This is a genomic window from Chryseobacterium sp. KCF3-3 (assembly GCF_045865955.1).
In the GTDB taxonomy this organism is placed as follows: domain Bacteria; phylum Bacteroidota; class Bacteroidia; order Flavobacteriales; family Weeksellaceae; genus Chryseobacterium.
The window spans coordinates 3,012,183-3,032,790 of the sequence record NZ_AP035792.1; the positions used below are offsets into that span (position 1 = coordinate 3,012,183).

A 20,608-nucleotide genomic window follows, 5' to 3' on the forward strand; every position below is an offset into this window, starting at 1 on the left:
GTAGTGCAAAGTTACATTTTTTTCAGCAACTGACTGAATTCACTTAATATCATTGCTGTAGCACCCCAGATGATGTATCCGTTGAAATTAATGACGGGAACATCATGTCCGCCTGCACTTGGCAGAGCCATAATTTCCGGGGTATCCGACAGGTTTAAAAAGGAAGTGATGGGAAATTCTATGGTTTCCACAGCTTCTGTCTGCTGAAGAACAAAGGCCGGATTCTTTTTGGTATAAGAGATATAGGGATATACATAAAAATTGCTTGGCGGAATATAGATAGGAGACATTTCTCTGATGATCCTTACATAATGTTTATCTATTCCGATTTCTTCAGAAGTTTCACGAACTGCTGTTTCAGCAAAATCTCTGTCCATTTCCTCACGCTTTCCTCCAGGCAGTGAGATCTGCCCGCTGTGCCTGTCGTGCTCATTAATCGTTCTTTGAATCAATGGAAAATACCACTCGTTGTCCTTTAGATAGAGAACAATATTGACAGCCGCAAATTTGGGATTCTTTGACAATACTTCATCATAAGTAAAAACGGGACGGTAGGGAGGCGAGAATACTCCATGGGCGTGTTCACCGGGAAGTTCCACGCTTTTTATTTTTCTCAATAAATCTTTTCCAAAATTTTCCATAGCTCAAATTTAGCAATATATCTTGAAGAAATAAGTGCCTTAACATTAATTAACCTATGAGAAAGACCGCATTGTAGCCGGAAATATTTACTTCTTAAATCCAATGAGATATCATGAATGATAAAATACAATCTATTTCACTTTCAGTCTTGAATTTTTAATATAAAATTGATTTTAGGTTGAGATAATAAATTTGACAGGAGTTTGTAAGAAAAAGCGTAAAACTCTGAATTGTGATGTTTTAAAAATATAAAAGATCGGGTTTATTCAGAGTAAATCATGATTGAAGAAAGGTTAATATTCACTGACGATGGATTTGCTTGTAAATCAACATGTTGTGATGGTGTTTTTCCGTAACGGTAAATAATGACTTGTCCAACTGGAAACCGTGATTTTCAAAATTTACACTTTGATGGTGGTTTTTCATTTTGACGGGGAAGCTACCTTTGCCTTACTATTAACCAATTAATTTTTACTAAGATGAAAAATTTACTTACAGGTGTACTTACACTATTCGCAATGAGTTTCGGATTCGCACAATTCAATATTGATGTGACTACTCAAACAGGAAACTTAAATGTTGCTACAGTAGACCAGACTGGTCTTTTGAACATCAATTCTCTTACACAGACAGGGAATCGTAATACTGCAGATATTGACCAGGTAGGAATTTTTAATGTCAATAATGCACAAAGTATCGGAAACAGAAACTCTGTAGATGTAGATCAGATGGGAATTGCAAACTCAAATGAAGTGTTGCAGATGGGAAACAGAAACTCTGCTTCAACTTGGCAGTTAGGAGTACTTAACTCTACAGAACAAACTCAGATCGGAAGAAGAAATGATGCTTCTTCAGTACAGATTGGATTAGGTAACTATGTTTTCCAATATCAGGATGGAAGAAGAAATGATGCTTCTGCTGTTCAGATAGGTCTTGGTAATGATGCTTATCAAATTCAGTTAGGAAGAAGAAATGATGCAAGTGCCCTTCAGTTAGGAGCTAATAATGTTCTTGTTCAGTACCAGGATGGTGATGATAACAGTGCCAGCCATGCTCAAGTAGGGTCTGGTAATATTGCCGCCTCACTTCAAATTGGAGATGACAACACCACTGCAGGATTACAGGTAGGTAATGGTAACCAACTTTATCAGTTCCAGATAGGAGATTCCAACACAGCTATAGACCTTCAAATGGGTAATGGTAACTTTACCTGGGTAGCTCAGAGCGGTCTTGGCCATGTTCATGTAGGAACTCAGATGGGTAATGGAAACTCAATGATTGTAAATCAGTCGAATTAAGCCCTATAACAACATACTGTAAATCTTAGAAATTGTAAAGGAGAAACTGCAGTGTTTCTCCTTTTTTAACCCTTCGATTTTCTCCGTTTTGTTATCATGTAATTTTAATACTAAGGCTATGTTTAACTTGAAATGGAGTGTTTTGGCTCTTTTCACAATGTTGCCACTACATGCACAGGAAATAGACTGGGATAAGGTCAACAGCAATACAATCTTTAATCTTATAGCCAGACAACAGACAGATCAGAGTTCTTATGGATCCGATATCATTCAGATAGGAGACTATAATAATGCCGAACTTTCCCTTAACGCCCGAACCAATATTATAGTAAGACAGCTGGGAGATTTTAATACCCTGTATTTTATCAATTCATTCACAGATAAAGAAACAAAAGCTGCTATTACTGCACAGGGAAACAATAATATTATTGATGTTACAGGAAGCAACAGTATTTCGGATGGAATTCAGATTAATGTAAAGGGAGATAATAGGACAGTTTTCATGAGAAACTATTAAAACACAAATGATGAAACTTTTATATTCCCTTAGCTTGGGTACATTTTTTACCTTCCTGTCTGTATGGGTTTATGGGCAGGAAGATAAGAAAGTAAATGCAAGGATAGAGAGTAGTGTTCTTGAAAACCAGGTCAGATTAAAAGCAGTGGTAATCAATAACACCGCTGTATATAAAGAACTGAATTACCTTTTGATTTCTATTAAAAAAGGAAATAGTGGAAATCTCTCCAACAATCAGCAGAACGGTAAATTTTCCGTCAATCCCAATGAAGTAAAAGTATTATCAGAAATCAGTGTGAATCTCGAATCAAAAGATGCTCTCAAAGCTTTCCTTTACATCAGGGATGAAGAAACCCAGAAGCTGATTGCCAAAGACAGTCTGGAACTGAACAGCGACCTTTTCAAAAAAAAAACAGCTAAGATAGAAGAAGACGCTGCTTATGAGCTCAGAGGACTTACCATCGATGAGACAAAAACCAAAGTAGGAAAAGACTTTTATGATATGTTTTACATGCAGTACAGTCAGCTTCCTGATAAAAGCAGTAGCGTAATAACTATTACAGAACTTCCTCTCCGCGGAACAAGTGGTCAGATTAATATTCAGATGGAAGATAAAATTATTTACAGTTTTATGACCAATCCGGCAGAGGATTATTTAAAAGAACAACTAGGCTATAGCTTAAAATATATCAAAGAATTTAATGCCAAGAAAAATCTTATAAAAAATGAATTCATCTATTAAAAATGTCCGCCATGAAAACGTTTATCATTATTTTGACATGTATTGCGGGTATTTTCTACGGAAAAGCTCAGCAGCTCGTCTATAAGCCGGTAAATCCAGCCTTTGGAGGAGATACATTTAATTATCAGTGGCTTTTAAGCTCTGCTAATGCACAAAACCCATTTGATGAAAAAAATGATTTCAGCGATTTGCTGGATCGAGTGAACTCTCTTGATAGTTTTACTGAAAGTCTTAACAGGCAGATCCTCAGTGAGCTTTCACGAAAACTGTTTGAAGAACAGTTTGGTGATGGAAACATAAAACCCGGAAATTATCTTTTCGGTTCCCTTTATCTACAAATTACCAATACTAATCAGGGACTTTTAATCAATATTTTGGATACCAGCAATGGCGATCAGTCCGAGATCGTAATTCCGAAATAGGTAATCACTAAAAATAAACTTACCATGACAACCTACACTTATACCAGAATCTTTTTCTGCACCTTCCTGCTATGCATTTTGCAGGCCTGTAGTTCAATATTTGGTTTACCTTCGGATCCCGAAAAACCAACAATGGGAGAGGTTACATCTTCCACTGCAGAATTAAAAAATCTTCCGCTTCCCAAAGAGAAGATTGTAATAGGAGTCTACAAATTCAGAGACCAGACCGGCCAGTATAAACCTTCCGAAAATGGAAACAACTGGAGTACGGCAGTCCCTCAGGGAACTACAACCATTCTTATCAAAGCATTAGAAGACAGCCGCTGGTTTGTCCCTATTGAAAGGGAAAATATAGCCAATCTTCTCAATGAAAGACAGATCATCCGTTCCACCAGACAGGAATACATCAAGGATGCAGACAAAAACAATCAATCACTTCCTCCTCTTTTATACGCCGGGATTCTTCTCGAAGGCGGCGTTATCTCATACGACAGCAATATTCTGACCGGAGGACTTGGAGCAAGGTATTTCGGAATCGGAGCTTCCACACAGTACCGGCAGGACAGAATTACCATCTATCTCCGCGCTGTCTCTACACTCAACGGAGAAATTCTTAAAACGGTTTATACTTCTAAAACCATTCTTTCAACCAGTGTTAACGGAAGTTTTTTCAGATATATTGATACTGAAAGATTACTGGAAGCTGAGGTAGGTCTGACTCAAAACGAACCTGTTCAGCTCGCCGTAACAGAAGCAATAGAAAAAGCTGTGAAAGCCCTGATTGTTGAAGGAATCAGAGATAAAATATGGGGGAAAGCAATAGATGAGAATGGAGGATATCAAAGCTTAATCAACGAATACAACAGAGAGCAGGAGCAAAATAATGACAGAGCTGTTGGAGGCAGATATCCGCAGGATTACAGACAGAAAGTATCCATATTTGCCAATGTTGAAGGACAGAAAGTTAAAGATGACTATGTAGGTCCTAAGATGAATGTTGGTGGAAAAATAGGACTTAAATATTTCCTTACTCCTTATCTGAATATGGAACTGAACGCAAGCTATTTTACGCTTGAAAATTCAAATATTGTGAAAAGAAACTACTATGGTCCTGAAGTGAATCTGGAATACATCCTTTTTCCAAAATACAGATTCAGTCCATTTGTTTATGGTGGAGCAGGAGCGTTGTATTCAAAATATAAACCCCAATATAAAGCACAGTTCGGTGGCGGGCTGGAATATATGATCAGCAAGAATTTTTCGCTGAGAGCCTCCGCCCAATATGACCTTGGCTTCAAAGACGACTGGGAAGGCCTTGTAAACGGAAAAAGAAAAGATCAGGCTTTGCGCTTTGGAATAGGAATCAACTTTTACTTCGGAAACAAATAAAAACACGAACTATGAAAACTATAATTAAAATATTCAGCATATTCATCTTTGCTTTTTGTCTGTTTTCATGCAATGAAGACCTTGTAGAACAGGCTCAAACAGGAATGTTAAAAGGAAAAGTCGTAAAAAGAGGTAGCAATGTGCCGCTTTCTAATGTGAAGATATTTACCAATCCTACGACACAAACGGTTTTCAGTGGTACAGACGGTTCATTTGAAATCGCTGCCATGCCGATAGGTAATTATTCTGTAAAAGCAGAACTTTCAGGATATATCACAAGCTTTCAGTCAGTCAATATACAAAATCAAAATCAGGTGATAACGGTAGTTTTTGAGATGGATGATGATACTTCATTGAATTCTCCTCCCGCTACACCACAGTTGCTAAGTCCGATAGATAACGCAGTAAATCAACCTTTGAGCGTCGAATTAACCTGGAGCGCAACAGATCCCGATACAGCAGATGTATTAAGATACAGTCTGACCATTAAAAATAATCTTGACACTAATGTGATTCAGGTTAATGATTTGACAGCAAACCACTATACGCTTTCAAATCTGAAGTTTGGTGTAAGTTACTTCTGGCAGGTGTCTGTTTCGGACGGCATTCACCAGCCAGTTTTAAGTTCTATCAGTAAATTTACCACCAATACAGTTCCGGCCAACAGGTATCATTACGTTCAGAAACAGAATGGAAACTTTGTGATTATTTCCAGTGATGACCAGGGAAATAACTTCCAGTTTACCAGTTCTTCCTACAACAGCTGGCGACCGCGCAAAAATAATAATGCAGGTCTTATTGCATTCCTTCGTACGGAAGGTGGAAGTACCCATCTTTATACTGCCAATCCGGATGGCTCCAATCCATTTAAAGTAACAACAGTGGCTGTTGCAGGCTTTAATAACTATGAAATGGACTTTGCATGGAGTACAAATGGTAAAGAACTTATTTATTCCAACTTTAATAAGTTATACAGGATTAATAAAGATGGAAGCGGGCTGAGCTTAGTGTATACAACTCCGGACGGAAGCCTGATCTCCGAATGTGACTGGAGCTATGATGGCAGTAAAATAGCATTGAAAACCAATGATTATAACGGATATAATACTAAAATTTATGTAATAGACATCAATGGTGCTGTTCTTAAAACGGTATTGTCGGGTACTGCAGGTGCCAGCGGAGGTTTGAACTTCTCTGTAGACGGACAGCTTCTTCTCTTTACCCGTGATATGTCCGGATATTTGGATGGAAGTGGGAATTACCGTCAGCTGGATTCACATATCTTTATCTATAACCTTGTTACAGATGCTGTGAGTGATATTTCTGCAGAAAGCGAAAAAGTACTGGGAACGAATGATCTCGATCCTAGGTTCTCACCAAATAATGCTCAGATTATCTTCATGAATACCTCCAACGACAATATTTCTCAAAGGAATGTAATGGTGATTGACCTTAGTAGTACGCTGACCGATATGACAAGAACAACTCTGTTCAGTAATGGAGAAATGCCGGATTATGAGTAAGGAATAACGTTTAATGTTCAATGTTTAAAGTTCAAAGTTTAATGTTTAAAGTCCAAGGTTTTAGTTTTAAAGTGAGGTATGAGATCATATCTGTACCCATTAGAGATAAATTTAGAATTAATTAAATAAGTTTTTCATTGTTAAGTCTCTGATTTCTCTGCCTCACTTTTTATGCTATAGACTTTGATTATATTTGACAATAAAAATTCTCCCTGAAGAAATGCTAACATTAAAATCAGGGGTAAAAAAAATTCCAGACTTTGTATAAGCCTGGAATTTTTGAGTGATTCATGGAAGTCTTTCAGTCGATGATATGATTCTCTATCGCATATTTTACAATTCCGACTGAGTTTTTGGCATTGAGTTTCAAAAGAATTCTTTTTCTGTGTGTTTCTACCGTATTGATACTGATAAATAATTTTTCAGAGATATCTTTACTGCTGCAGCCGTCACATATGAGTTTGAGGATTTCCATTTCGCGACGGGTGAGAGGTTCTTTGATATGAGGATTGGGTTTTCCCTGTTCACTACTAATAAAATTGATCATTCTTTCCTTGGCATGATCACAGATGTAGATCTCATTAAGAAGTAAAACATTGATGGATTTAACAAACTCGTCATAGGAACAGTTTTTATCCAGATAAGCTTTAATACCTTTATTGAAGAGTTTTCGGATGTCAATCACATCATATGAACTCCCAATGATGATGATTTTGGTATTTTTATGTTCTGAAATAATACTTTCCACCAGCTTGCAGATTTCCGAAAGCATGAGCATGTTGGAACTCATTACAAGCATTTCCGGAGGTTCTTCTTTTAAATGTTTGGAAAGGTTTTCTAAAGAATTACAAATATCAATGGTACTGAAAATTTTGCTTTGGGTAAGCAGTCTTGATAATCCCTCTGTGTAGAGCATGGGCTCATCAAAAATGGTCAATCTTGGTTTCATCATGGTTTGTTTTGTTTATATAAAAATAGGAAAAAAACTTCACATTTTGAATAAAATTGTTAAATATTTTAAAATTATTATGTTTTTATTAGTAGTAAAACGTTATTTTTATTGATTTTTCATTAAATAATTCTCTTTTTGTGGAGTTTTTGGGAGTTATTGCTGTTAAAATCTATTATTCATCGTTATTTTCAAAGGTTATTTCGAAGTGTGGTACTATTTAACTAACGTGGTAGGGATATGCTTTACCGGAAAATTAACAGAATTGGCAATGAAGCAGAATTCGTTGGCCTTATGATGAAGTTGCTCCGCTTTTTCTATCATAGATTCTTCTGCAACTGTTACTGTAGGGTATAAAGTTACTTCTGTAAAATGACCGCTTCCACTGGCTGTTTCTGTCATGATACCTGTGGCTTCATCAGTGTAGTCTGTAACAATGATCCCAGCTTCAGAACAGAAATGAAGATACCATAGCATATGACAGGAGGAAAGTGAAGATAATAGCATGTCTTCCGGATTGTGTTTTGTTTTATCACCTCGGAACGCCGGATCAGATGAACCTTCAATAATAGTTTTGTTTTCTGCTGAAATAGTATGACTTCTTTCATAATCTCTATAACTGCTTGTTCCCGTTCCCTGGTTTCCTGTCCATTGGATAGTGATTTTGTAATGGTGGTTTTTCATATTTTAAAGATAAATAATAAATGATGATGTTGTTGTTAAAATTCAATAGGGGTGGGCTATAATTCTGAGCGGAGACGAAGAAAGCCCGCCTTTAAAATTATAAAATTCATTGGCTTTAGCCAAAACTTAAATTGTAAATCATATTCTATCCTTGCAAATAAATATAAAACAAAAAAAACCTCCAGAAAACTGAAGGTTTTAAATTTTTTAATTAGAGAATTCTATCAATTCTTCTTTTTTGGCATTGTAGATTTTGTATTCTAAATATTTAAAAGAATCCCTTGGAACAATGGTTACCCACTTTTTGTATTTGATAAACCATTTCATCTGGATACTTTTAATGCCTTTTGTAAGGTAGGCTTCCACAAATGGGTGTACATGCAGGTAGATTTTTCCTTTTTCTTTCTGCAGGATATTTCTTAAAGTTTCACCCATTCTTTCCACGATAACAATAGGAGCTACAATTTCTCCGTCTTTGTTCGGGTTTTCTTCTTTGGTGTCGATCTGTTTTTCCGGACGGTTTCTTTGTCTGGTGATCTGAATCAAACCAAATTTACTAGGAGGAAGGATTTTGTGGCGAGCCTTGTCGCGCTTCATTTCCTCTTTCAGATGCTCGTAAAGATCTCTTCTGTGATCAGAATTCGGCATATCTATGAAATCGATAACGATGATACCTCCCATATCGCGGAGGCGAAGTTGTCTTGCGATTTCTGTAGCAGCCATTTTGTTCACTTTCAGTGCATGCTCTTTGTTGACAGCAGTTCCGGTAGTAATATTGTTTCCGGAGTTGACATCTACTACGTGAAGTGCTTCTGTGTGTTCAATAACAAGATAGGCTCCTTTGGAACTCGGAATGTTAACGTGTTTTCCGAAGCTCTGTTTAAGCTGTTTTTCAACATTGTAATATTCCAGAAGTGGAATATGAGAATCATAAAACTGGACAATATTTTTCTTTTCAGGGGCAATGACTTCAATGTAATTTTTCATTTCGTTCACCATTTGCTCATCGTCGCAGATGATATTCACGAAATCCTGATTAAAATTGTCTCTTAAAATAGCTGAAGCTTTGTCTTCTTCGCTTAAAACTTTAGACGGAACTTTGTTTCTCTGGATGTTTTTGAAAGTGCTTTCCCACTTCTGAACCAGCTGATTCATGTCATTATGAAGGTCGGCTACTTTTTTTCCTTCCGCTACCGTTCTTATAATCACTCCAAATCCTTCAGGCTTAATGCTGTCGATAAGAGTTCTTAATCTTTCTTTTTCTTCAAAGCTTCTGATCTTTTTGGAAATGGAAACTTTATTGTCAAAAGGAATTAAAACCAGGAAACGTCCTGTTAATGAAATCTGGGTAGAAATTCTTGGGCCTTTGGTAGAAATAGGTTCTTTGGTAATTTGTAGAAGAACCACATCGTCCTTGGCAATTACTTTGTCTACCGTTCCGTTTTTGTCTATTTCGGGTTGTATCTCGAAATTTTTTAAGCTCGAAGTGCTTTGTTTTTTGGAAATAGTATCTTTTAAAAACTTTCTGTACGTAAGATACTGAGGTCCCAGATCCTGGTAATGCAGAAATGCATCTTTGTCATATCCGATATTGACGAATGCTGCATTCAGATTGGGGGCCAGTTTTTTTACTTTTCCTATAAACAGATCTCCAACTATAAAATCGCTTTTGTCTTCTTGCTCATGAAGTTCACATAGTCTTCCGTCTTCCAGCAGCGCAATCTTTGTAAGATCATCTTCATGCGAAACTATTAGTTCTTTCTTCATTTTTTAATAAGATAAAATTGTTAAGATTATAGGAAGTGGATGTTTTTTATCGATTAATTCATCTATTAAATATAATGATTTTGAATGAAAACCATTATATGTTTATTAAAATAATATTTGAAACCCTCCGTTTTCCGCGGAATCTTATAGTTGCAAACAAAAATATAGTTAGTGAACTTTAAAAATTTAAATCCACCAACTATATTATTATATTGTAAATCTCGAGAAAAAGAGATTATTTTTTCTTATGTCTGTTTGCTCTTCTTCTTTTCTTTCTCTTGTGAGTAGCAACCTTGTGTCTTTTTCTTTTCTTTCCGCTTGGCATAATTTTAATTTTTTAGTAACTAGTTAATATTCAGTTAATGTTCTTATTTTACTGCAACTTTAGTTTTTACTTTCTCAACAAAAGATTTTGATGGTTTGAAAGCAGGAATGTTATGAGCAGGAATCTCAATTGCAGTGTTTTTAGAAATATTTCTTCCTGTTTTAGCAGCTCTTGTTTTAATGATAAAAGATCCAAAACCTCTTAGATAAACATTATCCCCATTATACATAGAAGTTCTGATCTCCTGCATAAAAGCTTCTACAACTTTCTGTGTTTCATTCTTTTCTGTTCCCAACTTATTTGAGATGGTGTTTACCAATTCTGCCTTTGTCATTTCCTTATTTTAATTTTAAATTTTAGGTGTGCAAATTTAGTTAAAAAAATTGAATACTAGCAAATTAGTGGCAAAATATTTTTATTCAAAGAGTTGGACTTTTTATGTATACACTATATTAAGGTGCAGTGAAGATTATTTAACAATAAAATAATACAGCCGGATAAAGGTACAAAAATTTGATGAACAAAATTTAATAAATGCTGGTTATAGCAGGCTTTACAGTACTTTCTTATCTTGAATATGATATTTTGAGATCCTCTTCTCTGTCCTCATACATCACGAGGAATTGATTGTTTTTTAGTGAAATCAAAATTTTTTATAAACTGGAATTATAATATCCGTTTTCTACACAGAAGCGTATAAGGTGAAGTTTGGTTTTTAACCCCAGTTTTTCTGTCAGCCTGTTGATGTAAGTGTCTATAGTCCTGGTACTCAGATTAAGTTTTTCTGCAATTTCTTTATTACTGAATCCTTCATAACAGAATCTCATAAGCTGTATTTCTGCTGGTGAAAGCTCTTCCTGTCCTTTCTTCTGCCTGTCCATATATTCCTGTACGGCAAGAGGTTGCTGTTCCCATTCTTTAGAATATGCTTGATAATCAAAGTCTTCAGAGGCAATGCTTCCTTTAATAATATCTTTTATGATGGTACTTTTTTTCTGACAGTAATAGATATTGGGAATCTTTGAAAGGATTTCGGCCATATCTTCCTGGTAAGTGCCGGAATAAGTGATGATGGGAGTTTCTGTATTGTTTTTTCTGATGTACTTAATGGCTTCAATTCCACTTAATACCGGCATGAAGAGTTCAATAATGAACACATCTTCCTGTCTTCTGTAGATTCTGTTTACCAGTTCATGCCCATTGTTACAATCATTCAGAAGCATATAGAAAGGATTTTCCATAAGGGTTTTGATCATTATTTTTTTAAAATAAAAATCACTGTCTGCAATGGAAAAACGTACGGTATTAGATAATATTTTACTCATTCTTAATATCGATTTGGCGAATGATATTTAAAATTTAGAGGTCTAATTTATGAAAAACTTATCAAAGTGAAAATTAATATTAATTTAATCAGGGTTTTCACGAAACAGGGTTGGGGAAATTACGTATTGTGCATAAAATTTTTTTTTTATATTTTCACAGGCCAAACAAATCGCAAATTATGTCTTCTAACAGGGAAAAAAAATTAAACAAATCTGACGTCAGAACGGGCATTTGGAAGTTTATTCTGTCATTTGTCGTTTTGTCGGTTGTATCTTTTACGTGCTTATTTCTCTTCTTTAAGAGTTATGATATACAGCGCGAAGGGATTAGCCGTGAAGCTGAAGCCTATAAAGAATTGATGCTTCGAAGTGACGTGCTAAAGGATCACATTGATGATATTTACGACAAAATGAACCAGCTTAGCATTAATAAGGTGGAGAATGAAGTGTTTCTCAGAACCAGTATTATGGATAATGTGAGAGATGCTAAAAACATTATGGGTAAAGACAGTGTGCAGAGCTTTAAACATTATGCTGTGCTGATGAAACAGATTGTACCGATGATGACTTTAAAAGCCAAGATTATTGAAGTAGAGTATCAGAAGAAAACAGTTTTAAGAGATCTTGATGAATGTATGGGTAAGATCAAAGTAACCAATAATGAACTGAGAAAAGACCCTACAAGAAATTTCACAGGAAGTAAAAGAAGAAGATAAAAAGAAAAGATATGCAAGGACAAATCACATTATCTAAGAAAGAAAGGCATTATCAGTTTTTTTATTTAATACTGATGCTGGTAACTGCAATGTTATTTTTGGGAGTGATCTTTTTAAAAGGATTTGTATCTCCTTTTTCTGATGAAGATGTAAGAGGAATTCAGAATCTTGAGCAGAAAGCAGAATTTGAACAACACCAGAAAGTTGTTCTTCCTATCATGGACAGTACGTATACCATGATTACCAAACTTACGGACGACGGGCCACAGCCTTTCATCGAAAACAATATCCAGTTGGGAGTAAACGACCTTAACAGTTATTTCAATAGTACTGACGTTGTGGATATCCGCAAAGATGCCTATCCACAGATCGCAAAATTTTACAAAATGTATTTTGATGACAAAAAAGTCATTTCAACAACCTCTGAAGACATTAAAATTTTCCAGAAACAGGTAGATGAATGCAGAATCGGATTTAAAGATAAGCAGAATAAGCTCTATCAGCGCGAGCAGGATCTGAAAGCAAGAATGCAGTAAGCAAATAAATACTAGGAATTTTAAATAAAACACATCACAATTACTAACTATGAATTATTTTCAAAAGAACAAGAAAAACATTATTATCGGTGTTATTGCAACTTTGCTGATCGCAGCATTGGTTGCTCTGTGGCTGCAGAAAAAGGTAATACACTCAGCCGATGATATTGTTGGGGTGGTTTATCCGTCTTCATTGGCGGTAGGAGACACACTTTTATTCGAAGATAAAACCCAGTTTGCGAAAACCAAAAGATGGAATTTCGGGGATGGGACAACTTCAGATAAAAACAGTGGTATTCACTTCTATAATAAACCAGGGTACTATCAGGTAAGTTTGATCGTTGACAACAAGTACACGAAATCTTTCCCTGTAATGGTAGGCGCAAGAAGCGTTCAGAAACCAAAAGATACTGCACAGTCTAAAACAACTATTGAAGCGGTTACTCAGGCGATGCAAAATGAAAATGTGACTTTCCGTGCTGTTTCTGATGCAAAACAGTTTGCATGGAAATTCGGCGAGTCTGGAAATACAGATGCTAAGGATAAATTTACCATCTATTCCTATAAAAAACCTGGAGAGTATCTGGTGACTCTTTACACAGAACAAAGCCAGGATCCTATCTATCACCGTATCAAAATTCTTCCGGCTTATGACGCTCTTGCAGAAGATGAAGTTTCAGTAGAAGACTCTTATGCAAAAGTAGATAACGATTTTAAATATCACCTGCAGCAGATTGCTAACGGAAACAGCTTCAACATGCATTACAATTACCTGTTGAAAACGTATCTGTGTAACAATGAAAATACTGTGGTAAAAGTAAACGACAGCAAAGTCAATAACTTCTACATGTATTGTGCAGGCCTTCAGTTTGACAAAAATACGGTAATCCAGACAGTAAAAGTAAACCTGGATGATACGCAGAACTGTGTAACTAAAGTCGATATTAATCAAAGCAAATAATTTCGTCCGGTCTTACGGATGTGCCAATCATAAAAAGATTAAATAGGATGAAAAATAAATTTCCTCTAGCAGCATATTATATAGGGTTATCAGTATTATTGACGAGTTGCCAGGTAAAACTGCCGTCAAAGAAAACCCCGGAGCCTTCACAGTATGGGCAGGTGGATGCTTCACCTGTCGTTAACGGATATCCAAAAAAGTCAGTTCCATGGATTGTTATTTCAGACAGATCCAGAAATACGGCTTATTTGGATAAAGATAATGAGAAGTCTTACAAAGAAGTAAAATTCCTTGAACCTTTAATGGTTTTAAAACATAGAGACGGAATGGTAAAAGTAGCGGAATATGTTCCGGATGCTTTAATGAAAAAAGTTTCCTCGAAATCAGTCAAAACCTACGGCTGGATTCAGGAATCTGACCTCCTTCTTTGGAATAACGCTTTAAAAAGCGAAAAAACAGGTTATCCTGTAAGAGTTGCAGTAGTTCCTAATAACAGCGAAGTTATCAGAAATGCTGAAAGATACTACAAAAATGACTCTATTATGGTGTTTAATTCACCAAGTCTTATTGAAACAGCCAACGTGAAAATACCTAACGGACAGATCGTTTACGTATACAAGATGGCTGAAAATAATAAACGTTTTTTAGTAGGTAAAAAACCGTCTGTTGATATGGACAGTATCAACAAAGGACTTTACGGATGGGTAAGCTCAAATGTAATTTCCAGCTGGGGAGAGCGTTCTGCTATCAAACTAAAAAATACCACAGGAATTAATGATACAACACTGGGAATTCATGAAGGACATCCTGGTGGATCTGCTTCAGATGCGGATAATAAAACAGCAGTTCTTCTTACTGATGTAAACAAGAGAACACCTCTTGAAAATATCTTCCCGGTAAATCTTCCTTTAGAAGAAGCTCCAACTCCGGATTCAAAGACAAAATATTTCACCAATATTTTAGATTACAGCAAAAACTTTGTATCCAATGTACTGGGAGAACCCATCTATTTTGACCGTTACAGAGAGATTACGGAAAGAGATAAAAATATCAATATTGTTTTCGCATTAGACGTAAGTGCTGCCAACGCACCTTATGCTCCTATTGTAAAATCATTATTACAGGATCTTCAGCTTAGATTTGAAAAACCATCTTACTTCAGTAATGTTAAATATGGAGTGGTTTTATATAAAAATAATCCTTGCGGAGAGAATATTTCTGTATCCAATTTAAGTACAGATTACAGCAAGATTTCCTCGTTTATTGATCAGAAAACAAATGAAATGAACTGCGCAAGCAATAATGGTTATCAGCCGGTAGGAGAAGCTCTTACAGCAGCTGGAAATCTTCTTTCAAATGTTCCTGATGAAACCAATATTGTAGTGACTGTAGGTACTTCTGCCAACCAAAGTGGAAATATGTACAGTGTAATCAGCTCTTTGACGCAGGCTCAGGCAAGGTTAATCATGTTCCAGACCAGTGCAAGATCATCTGATACTTACAATGACTTTGTATTGATGGCGGAAAACGTGGTAACCAATACAGCTAAAAATATTGCTGAACTTAAAAAGCAAAAGATCATCAACCAATATGATGTGCTTACCAAGAATAATTTCAGCCTTGTGGAAGGTGATGAGGGATTCTTCTCTTTAGCTTATCCTAAGCAGAGTATGTCTCAGGGATTCGTTATTTTCCCTAAAAAAGGAGACATTACAACTCCGGGATTCCTGAAAAAATCTGTTGACAGTCTTATTGCACAGGTTACTTTAGACAATCAGACTGTTGATAAATCTCTGAATGAATATTTCCATTCTTCTGTAGGAGCAGGAAGAACAGATGTAGACCTGAAATATAAATATCTGTATCCAGGACTTACCAATCCGGTTTCTGCCGGAATTGCAGCACAGCTGATTAACTACGGAAGCCCATTCCTTGTGAAAGGATATATTCCAAAAGAACTGAAAGATTTTACACCAGGAATAGAAAAGGGAATCCTTATTTCTGAATCGGAATATGATAACTTAAAAGCTTTCTATACCGAAGTTTACAGAAATACTCAGGCGGACCGTGCAGACTTTAATCAGGCAAGAGCGGTGAAAGAATATGTAAAGCTGTTGAAGAAATATAATCCTACAATAAAATTCTTAGATAAAGGAGCGCTTTATGAGCTGCCAATGTCTTACGCAATCGGAATGAGTACAGGATTTGATCTTACTGAAGAAGAACTGATGGCTAAATATAAGTTGAAAGGTTGGAAAAAATCAAAAGTCGTTCCTAGTGAGACGGTAAAAAATTATTTCCAGCACTACAAAAACTTAGCGGACAGAATGCTTGCCAACAGAAACAATCCGGCTGTAAAGATTCAGCAGAACGGACAGACTTTCTACTGGCTTAATGAGTACTTTACTCCATCAAGAATTCCAACAGAACAACCGGAATACACAAAACATTAAGAAATTCATTTTATGATATCAAAAGCAGGAGTATATACTTCTGCTTTTTTTGTACTGTAAAAAATGAGTCAGCATATATTAATTAATTTTAAACCTTAAACCTTGAATTTTTGAACCCTAAACTCTCTTTATTTCTCTTTAAGGTGTAAAAATATTTTTTATCTAAAAATAGAGATATAATTTAAAACACTGTTTCAATGGGTGTTATACTGTGGTGTGTAAATCCATTATCGTAGAATTACTACAAGAAATCGTAGAACTACTACAAATTCTCAGATTTATATTCAAAAGTTTTTTTTAGCGGAAAAGAGCCTCTATATTTGCTAACACAATCACCACATCACAAAATATTACTAACGATTAAATTTACTAATCATGGCCGAAAGAAATTCAAGAGGAATCTTAAAATTCAATAATGGAGAAGGACAGAAGCTGTTAAAAATGAATTACAGCGTTTCCAGATCTACAGACGTTTCAGGACGTGTAGCATCAGATCCTTCTAACGCATTAATCAAGGTTACAGTAGAAGCTACTGAAAAGTCAGATATCCTTGAAAGCTTACTAAACGGTAAATATAAGCCAACAGTAGGAGAGATTACTTTCAATAAATCTCACGAAGAAGGGACATTGATTACCCTAAACTGGCAAAACGGATATGTTATCCAGCATCAGGTAGATTTCGATGCTATTGACAGTAACAGTATGCTGATCAGCTTCGTAATCAGTGCTGAGACTATTGACTACGGTACTTCTCAATATGCTGGGCTATGGCCATCCAGCTAAAATTGACACACATTATCAACATTCATAAGAAAAAAGACTGTCCCATTTAAGACGGTCTTTTTTTGCCTGAATGAAAAAACTATACCCGAAAACTTTATTTTATAACATGTTTATATAGTGTCTGTTATATAAATTTTGTTATCTTTAATACCAAACACAAACACAAAGCATATGAAAACCGAATCAAAGACCAAAGGATCTTCCTTCCGTCCATCACAAAATGCAGATGGAATATCCGAGAATCATCACGCAGGCATCAACCGGCTGGTTAAATTGTCACTGGTTATAGAGGGTAAAATTATTAATTACTATAAACATTTCACTCTTAAGCAAAAAGCGAGTCACCACCACGAATTTAATCTTGTCCTTGCACATGATGCATTGGGAGACAGGCAGAGCCACACCCTTGAAGAAGCCAATAAATTTTTGGGAAAACGCCTTACTGCTGTCATTTCCTACAAAGATATTGAAAAGAGCCCGGAAAGAAATTTCGTTGGGATTATTACCAAAGTCGGATTCAGCCAGGAAAAAATGAGCCTGGGAAATATTGTACTTTCCGGATACAGTCCTACGATCTTGCTGGATGGCGCTCCGCATATTCAGAGCTTTGGCGGTGGACAGCCCGTTAATATGGGAATCATAGCCAAAGAAGTAATTAAACAGGGAATAGATAAAGAGCGTTTTGATATAAGAATTGATACCAATGATTATTCTCAGATCGTTTACAGCAGCCAATATAATGAAACCCATTATAATTATCTGGCGAGAATGGCAGAAGCTTATGGCGAACAATTCTATTACGATGGCGAAGTATTACATTTTGGAAAACTTCCACCTCAGAATAAACCTATAAAACTTTTATACGGAAGCAATGCTGATCATATTAAAGTAGAGCTAAAAGCGGTTCATACAAAACCTCAGTATTATGGCTATAATAGTAGTAAAAATGAAAAACTGACCTCAGGAGAAACTCCGGTTGGCCATTTAGGTGATTTAGCCCGTACAGCATACAATCATAACGATAAAATATATAAAACTCCGGCACTACAGGTTGCACCTATCAAAGCAACAACTCATCTTGATGTAGAGCATTCTCAAAGAAGTACGTCAGGAAGTGAGGCTGTTAATGTATTTTCAGTTTCAGGATCTACAACCGTTCCTTTTTTACATCCGGGATGTATTGCAGATATTCACATGAGAAAACCTGATAGTAATGAAACTTCCTATTTTACAAAGGTGATGGTGACAGAAGCTGTTCATGAAATTGATACAATTGGTCATTACACCGGAACTTTCGAATCTATTGCTGCAGACACAGGATTTCTGCCCCAACCGGAATTTACTGAACCCGCTGCGCAGCCACAGATCGCAACTGTTATCTCCAACACGGATCCGGAAGGTCAGGGAAGAGTTCAGGTAAGATTCGACTGGCAGATGAATGATAACACTCACTTTGTAAGGGTAATGAGCCCTGATGCAGGAGGAACAGATCAGATTACTCAGAATCGTGGCTATGTAGCCATTCCCGAGGTAGGCGATCAGGTAATGGTTAATTTCGTGCACAGTCATCCCGACAGACCGTTTGTGATGGGAGGAATGTTCCACGGAGGAATAGGTCTTGGTGGAGGAGCAGACAACCGTGTGAAATCTATTCAGACAAGAAGCGGCCACAGAATTGTTTTTACAGAAGACGAAAGTATTATTATTACAGATAAGAGCGGGAATGAAATTCATCTGGATACAACGGGAAGCAATATTAATATCACGGCACCTGAAACCATGACCCTGAACTGTAAGAATATGAATATCAATGTTGGGGAGAATATGACGACGACGGTGGGAATGAATAAGTCTGATAGTATAGGACTAAATAACACAGAATCTGTTGGAGCGATGAAATTGACATCAGTAATTGGAAATGCGAGTACTTTTATTACAGGAAAACTGACTGAAATTATTGAAGGAGATGTACATAGCGAAACAAAGAAGGAAAGAAATGAGATTTCAGAAAAGGAAATTAACATTACCTCCAATGCTTCTATCAATAAACACGCCCAGCAGGAAGTACAGAACAATAGCGGAGAAAGATCTAAAGCCTATTAATTATGAGCAGAACGAGAATTGTAAAAGGTACTTATACCAAAATCTCTCAAGAAGATCATAATATGTATTCTCAAGAGAGTATTATTTCACGTGCCATGAAATGGATTTCTGAAAAGGGTAATGCTAAAGGAGTGAGTCATAATACGCCAAGCGATCCTCCTCCTCCTGAAATAAAAGCAAAATGTATTGTTCACTTTCGCAGTAAAAATGGCTGGCAGGGAGAAGATTATGGTTTTGACTGGATGAGATTGGGGGAGACCTCTACTTTTGGTGATGTTAATTATGAAGATATAATAGCAAAGCAATATACGGATGCTACTTATACAACATTGGAAAGAAATATCAATGAATATGATGGGAGCTTTAAAAAGGCGCCTGTCTTATATTCTAAACTTAAGCAAATATATGGGGTTTACAGTATTCCGTGGAAGAAAAAAGCAGACGGTACTTTCGAAAATTATTATTGTTCCTGGTTATCACTCTACCCCTCCCAGATCAAAGATAGTAAAACAAACCAGCTTACTGCATCTAATTTTAAAAATACCAAAGCTGTTTTAAGCCTTAATATTGAAGTAGATGAAGAACCAGACGCTTTAAAATTTAAAGAAAATAAGTTTTTCAAAATTTCTCCGATGGAAATTTCTCCCAAAACCAAAGGGAAACATAATCTTAAAGATTTTGTAACCATAGAATGTGTGGAAGAGTTTTCAAATGATCAGGTTATAGAAGTTATCGCAGTAAAAAAAGACAATGCGGGGATTGAAACTTCTGAAGTCGCCGGGAGATTAAAGGTTTGGGCTAATCATGCTACCAAAAGGAAAAAAACTAAGTTTTTAATTATTGAATTAAAGACCCCTGAGCTCACACCTGGAGCTACTCCAAAAACAGGTAATTCTGTTGGACAGAAAGAATTGTTTGAAAATTATTTACGCCAGGCGTTGATAGAAGCAGATGTAGAAACGGAAACTATAGATGTATCTACAGATTCCCATTTTAAAGCAGGTGGTAAGTATGTCATTGGAGGTAAAATTGCTGCTTATTATCAACCATCAGGTAATGCTCCATCAGGGTTTGTTACTCTTCAAAACTATATATACGATAAATTGAAAACACAGTTGAAAAATAATAAAATTTCTGAAACAAAATATGATAGTCATTATATTGCTATCTATCTCGGAGAAAGCGGGGGATTTGTAGATGCTTCTAATCATGTAATTGCGCTCAATGGATATAGTAATGGCAGGTTTGTGGTACTATTTCCAACAAAAAATAATCAAACAGCAGCTCACGAATTTCTTCATAGTTTTGCATTGCCTCACAGTTTTACTAATTCAGAAGCCGATGCAAAAGCACAGTTTACTTATGAATATGCTAAAACAGAAAATATTATGGATTATTCTCATCACATTCCCGAAACACGTTATAATCTTTGGAAATGGCAATGGGTGATAGCTAATACAAATACCAAATAAT

The 20,608-nt window shown here is 36.1% G+C and carries 19 protein-coding genes; 13 read left to right on the forward strand and 6 right to left on the reverse strand.

The genetic code is table 11. The annotated features are described in order from the left end of the window. Positions 1-11: 11 nt before the first annotated feature. A complete protein-coding gene (locus tag ACKTTZ_RS13630) occupies positions 12-641 on the reverse strand; it encodes a CoA pyrophosphatase (protein ID WP_034697165.1) in 630 nt (209 codons plus the stop codon). 480 nt (positions 642-1,121) lie between these two features. Here ACKTTZ_RS13630 and ACKTTZ_RS13635 point away from each other — a divergent pair, with 480 nt between their 5' ends. From ACKTTZ_RS13635 to ACKTTZ_RS13660, 6 genes are all read left to right on the forward strand, one after another. After that, positions 1,122-1,940: an RIP homotypic interaction motif-containing protein gene (locus tag ACKTTZ_RS13635; protein WP_034697163.1), complete on the forward strand. Its 819-nt coding sequence runs from the start codon at positions 1,122-1,124 to the stop codon at positions 1,938-1,940. 118 nt (positions 1,941-2,058) lie between these two features. Then, positions 2,059-2,457, forward strand: coding sequence for a hypothetical protein (locus ACKTTZ_RS13640; protein WP_253316886.1), 399 nt, complete (start codon positions 2,059-2,061; stop codon positions 2,455-2,457). Positions 2,458-2,464: 7 nt separating this feature from the next. Continuing rightward, entirely contained in the window at positions 2,465-3,199 is a 735-nt protein-coding gene (locus ACKTTZ_RS13645; RefSeq protein WP_253316887.1) for a curli production assembly/transport protein CsgE, read from the forward strand. A gap of 11 nt (positions 3,200-3,210) precedes the next feature. Next, a complete protein-coding gene (locus tag ACKTTZ_RS13650; protein WP_034697196.1) occupies positions 3,211-3,621 on the forward strand; it encodes a curli production assembly/transport component CsgF in 411 nt (136 codons plus the stop codon). Between the two features lie 24 nt (positions 3,622-3,645). Beyond that, entirely contained in the window at positions 3,646-5,010 is a 1,365-nt protein-coding gene (locus tag ACKTTZ_RS13655; protein ID WP_051934438.1) for a CsgG/HfaB family protein, read from the forward strand. Positions 5,011-5,021: 11 nt separating this feature from the next. After that, the gene (locus ACKTTZ_RS13660; protein WP_407845814.1) at positions 5,022-6,533 is read left to right on the forward strand and encodes a carboxypeptidase-like regulatory domain-containing protein; all 1,512 of its coding nucleotides are present in this window, start codon (positions 5,022-5,024) and stop codon (positions 6,531-6,533) included. 301 nt (positions 6,534-6,834) lie between these two features. Here the strand turns inward: ACKTTZ_RS13660 and ACKTTZ_RS13665 are convergent, their stop codons facing one another. The 5 genes from ACKTTZ_RS13665 to ACKTTZ_RS13685 all read right to left on the reverse strand — a co-directional run bounded on the left by ACKTTZ_RS13665 (position 6,835) and on the right by ACKTTZ_RS13685 (position 11,583). Beyond that, positions 6,835-7,485, reverse strand: coding sequence for a response regulator transcription factor (locus ACKTTZ_RS13665; protein ID WP_253316889.1), 651 nt, complete (start codon positions 7,483-7,485; stop codon positions 6,835-6,837). Between the two features lie 213 nt (positions 7,486-7,698). Continuing rightward, on the reverse strand, positions 7,699-8,166 hold the full coding sequence (locus ACKTTZ_RS13670; protein WP_407845815.1) for an OsmC family protein: 468 nt from the start codon (positions 8,164-8,166) through the stop codon (positions 7,699-7,701). Positions 8,167-8,373: 207 nt separating this feature from the next. Beyond that, positions 8,374-9,933 (reverse strand): ribonuclease E/G, encoded by a 1,560-nt coding sequence (locus tag ACKTTZ_RS13675; protein ID WP_079240676.1) that lies wholly within the window; start codon positions 9,931-9,933, stop codon positions 8,374-8,376. Between the two features lie 368 nt (positions 9,934-10,301). Next, positions 10,302-10,592 (reverse strand): HU family DNA-binding protein, encoded by a 291-nt coding sequence (locus tag ACKTTZ_RS13680; protein WP_002984212.1) that lies wholly within the window; start codon positions 10,590-10,592, stop codon positions 10,302-10,304. 319 nt (positions 10,593-10,911) lie between these two features. Beyond that, positions 10,912-11,583, reverse strand: a complete 672-nt coding sequence (locus tag ACKTTZ_RS13685) for a response regulator transcription factor (protein WP_034697153.1) — start codon at positions 11,581-11,583, stop codon at positions 10,912-10,914. 179 nt (positions 11,584-11,762) lie between these two features. Here ACKTTZ_RS13685 and tssO point away from each other — a divergent pair, with 179 nt between their 5' ends. From tssO to ACKTTZ_RS13720, 7 genes are all read left to right on the forward strand, one after another. Then, on the forward strand, positions 11,763-12,299 hold the full coding sequence (tssO, locus tag ACKTTZ_RS13690) for a type VI secretion system TssO (RefSeq protein WP_034697151.1): 537 nt from the start codon (positions 11,763-11,765) through the stop codon (positions 12,297-12,299). A gap of 11 nt (positions 12,300-12,310) precedes the next feature. Further along, positions 12,311-12,835, forward strand: coding sequence for a type VI secretion system transmembrane protein TssO (locus tag ACKTTZ_RS13695; protein WP_034697149.1), 525 nt, complete (start codon positions 12,311-12,313; stop codon positions 12,833-12,835). Between the two features lie 49 nt (positions 12,836-12,884). Next, positions 12,885-13,796 carry a PKD domain-containing protein gene (locus ACKTTZ_RS13700; protein WP_034697147.1) on the forward strand — a complete coding sequence of 304 codons (912 nt, stop codon included), beginning with the start codon at positions 12,885-12,887 and terminating at the stop codon, positions 13,794-13,796. 47 nt (positions 13,797-13,843) lie between these two features. After that, entirely contained in the window at positions 13,844-16,249 is a 2,406-nt protein-coding gene (gene tssR, locus ACKTTZ_RS13705) for a type VI secretion system protein TssR domain-containing protein (RefSeq protein WP_034697145.1), read from the forward strand. A 375-nt stretch (positions 16,250-16,624) separates the two neighbouring features. Further along, complete coding sequence (gene tssD / locus ACKTTZ_RS13710; RefSeq protein WP_034697144.1) at positions 16,625-17,032, forward strand: type VI secretion system tube protein TssD; 408 nt, start codon at positions 16,625-16,627, stop codon at positions 17,030-17,032. 171 nt (positions 17,033-17,203) lie between these two features. Continuing rightward, a complete protein-coding gene (locus tag ACKTTZ_RS13715; protein WP_407845816.1) occupies positions 17,204-19,135 on the forward strand; it encodes a type VI secretion system Vgr family protein in 1,932 nt (643 codons plus the stop codon). 2 nt (positions 19,136-19,137) lie between these two features. Continuing rightward, entirely contained in the window at positions 19,138-20,607 is a 1,470-nt protein-coding gene (locus tag ACKTTZ_RS13720) for a hypothetical protein (protein WP_407845817.1), read from the forward strand. Position 20,608 lies beyond the last annotated feature (1 nt).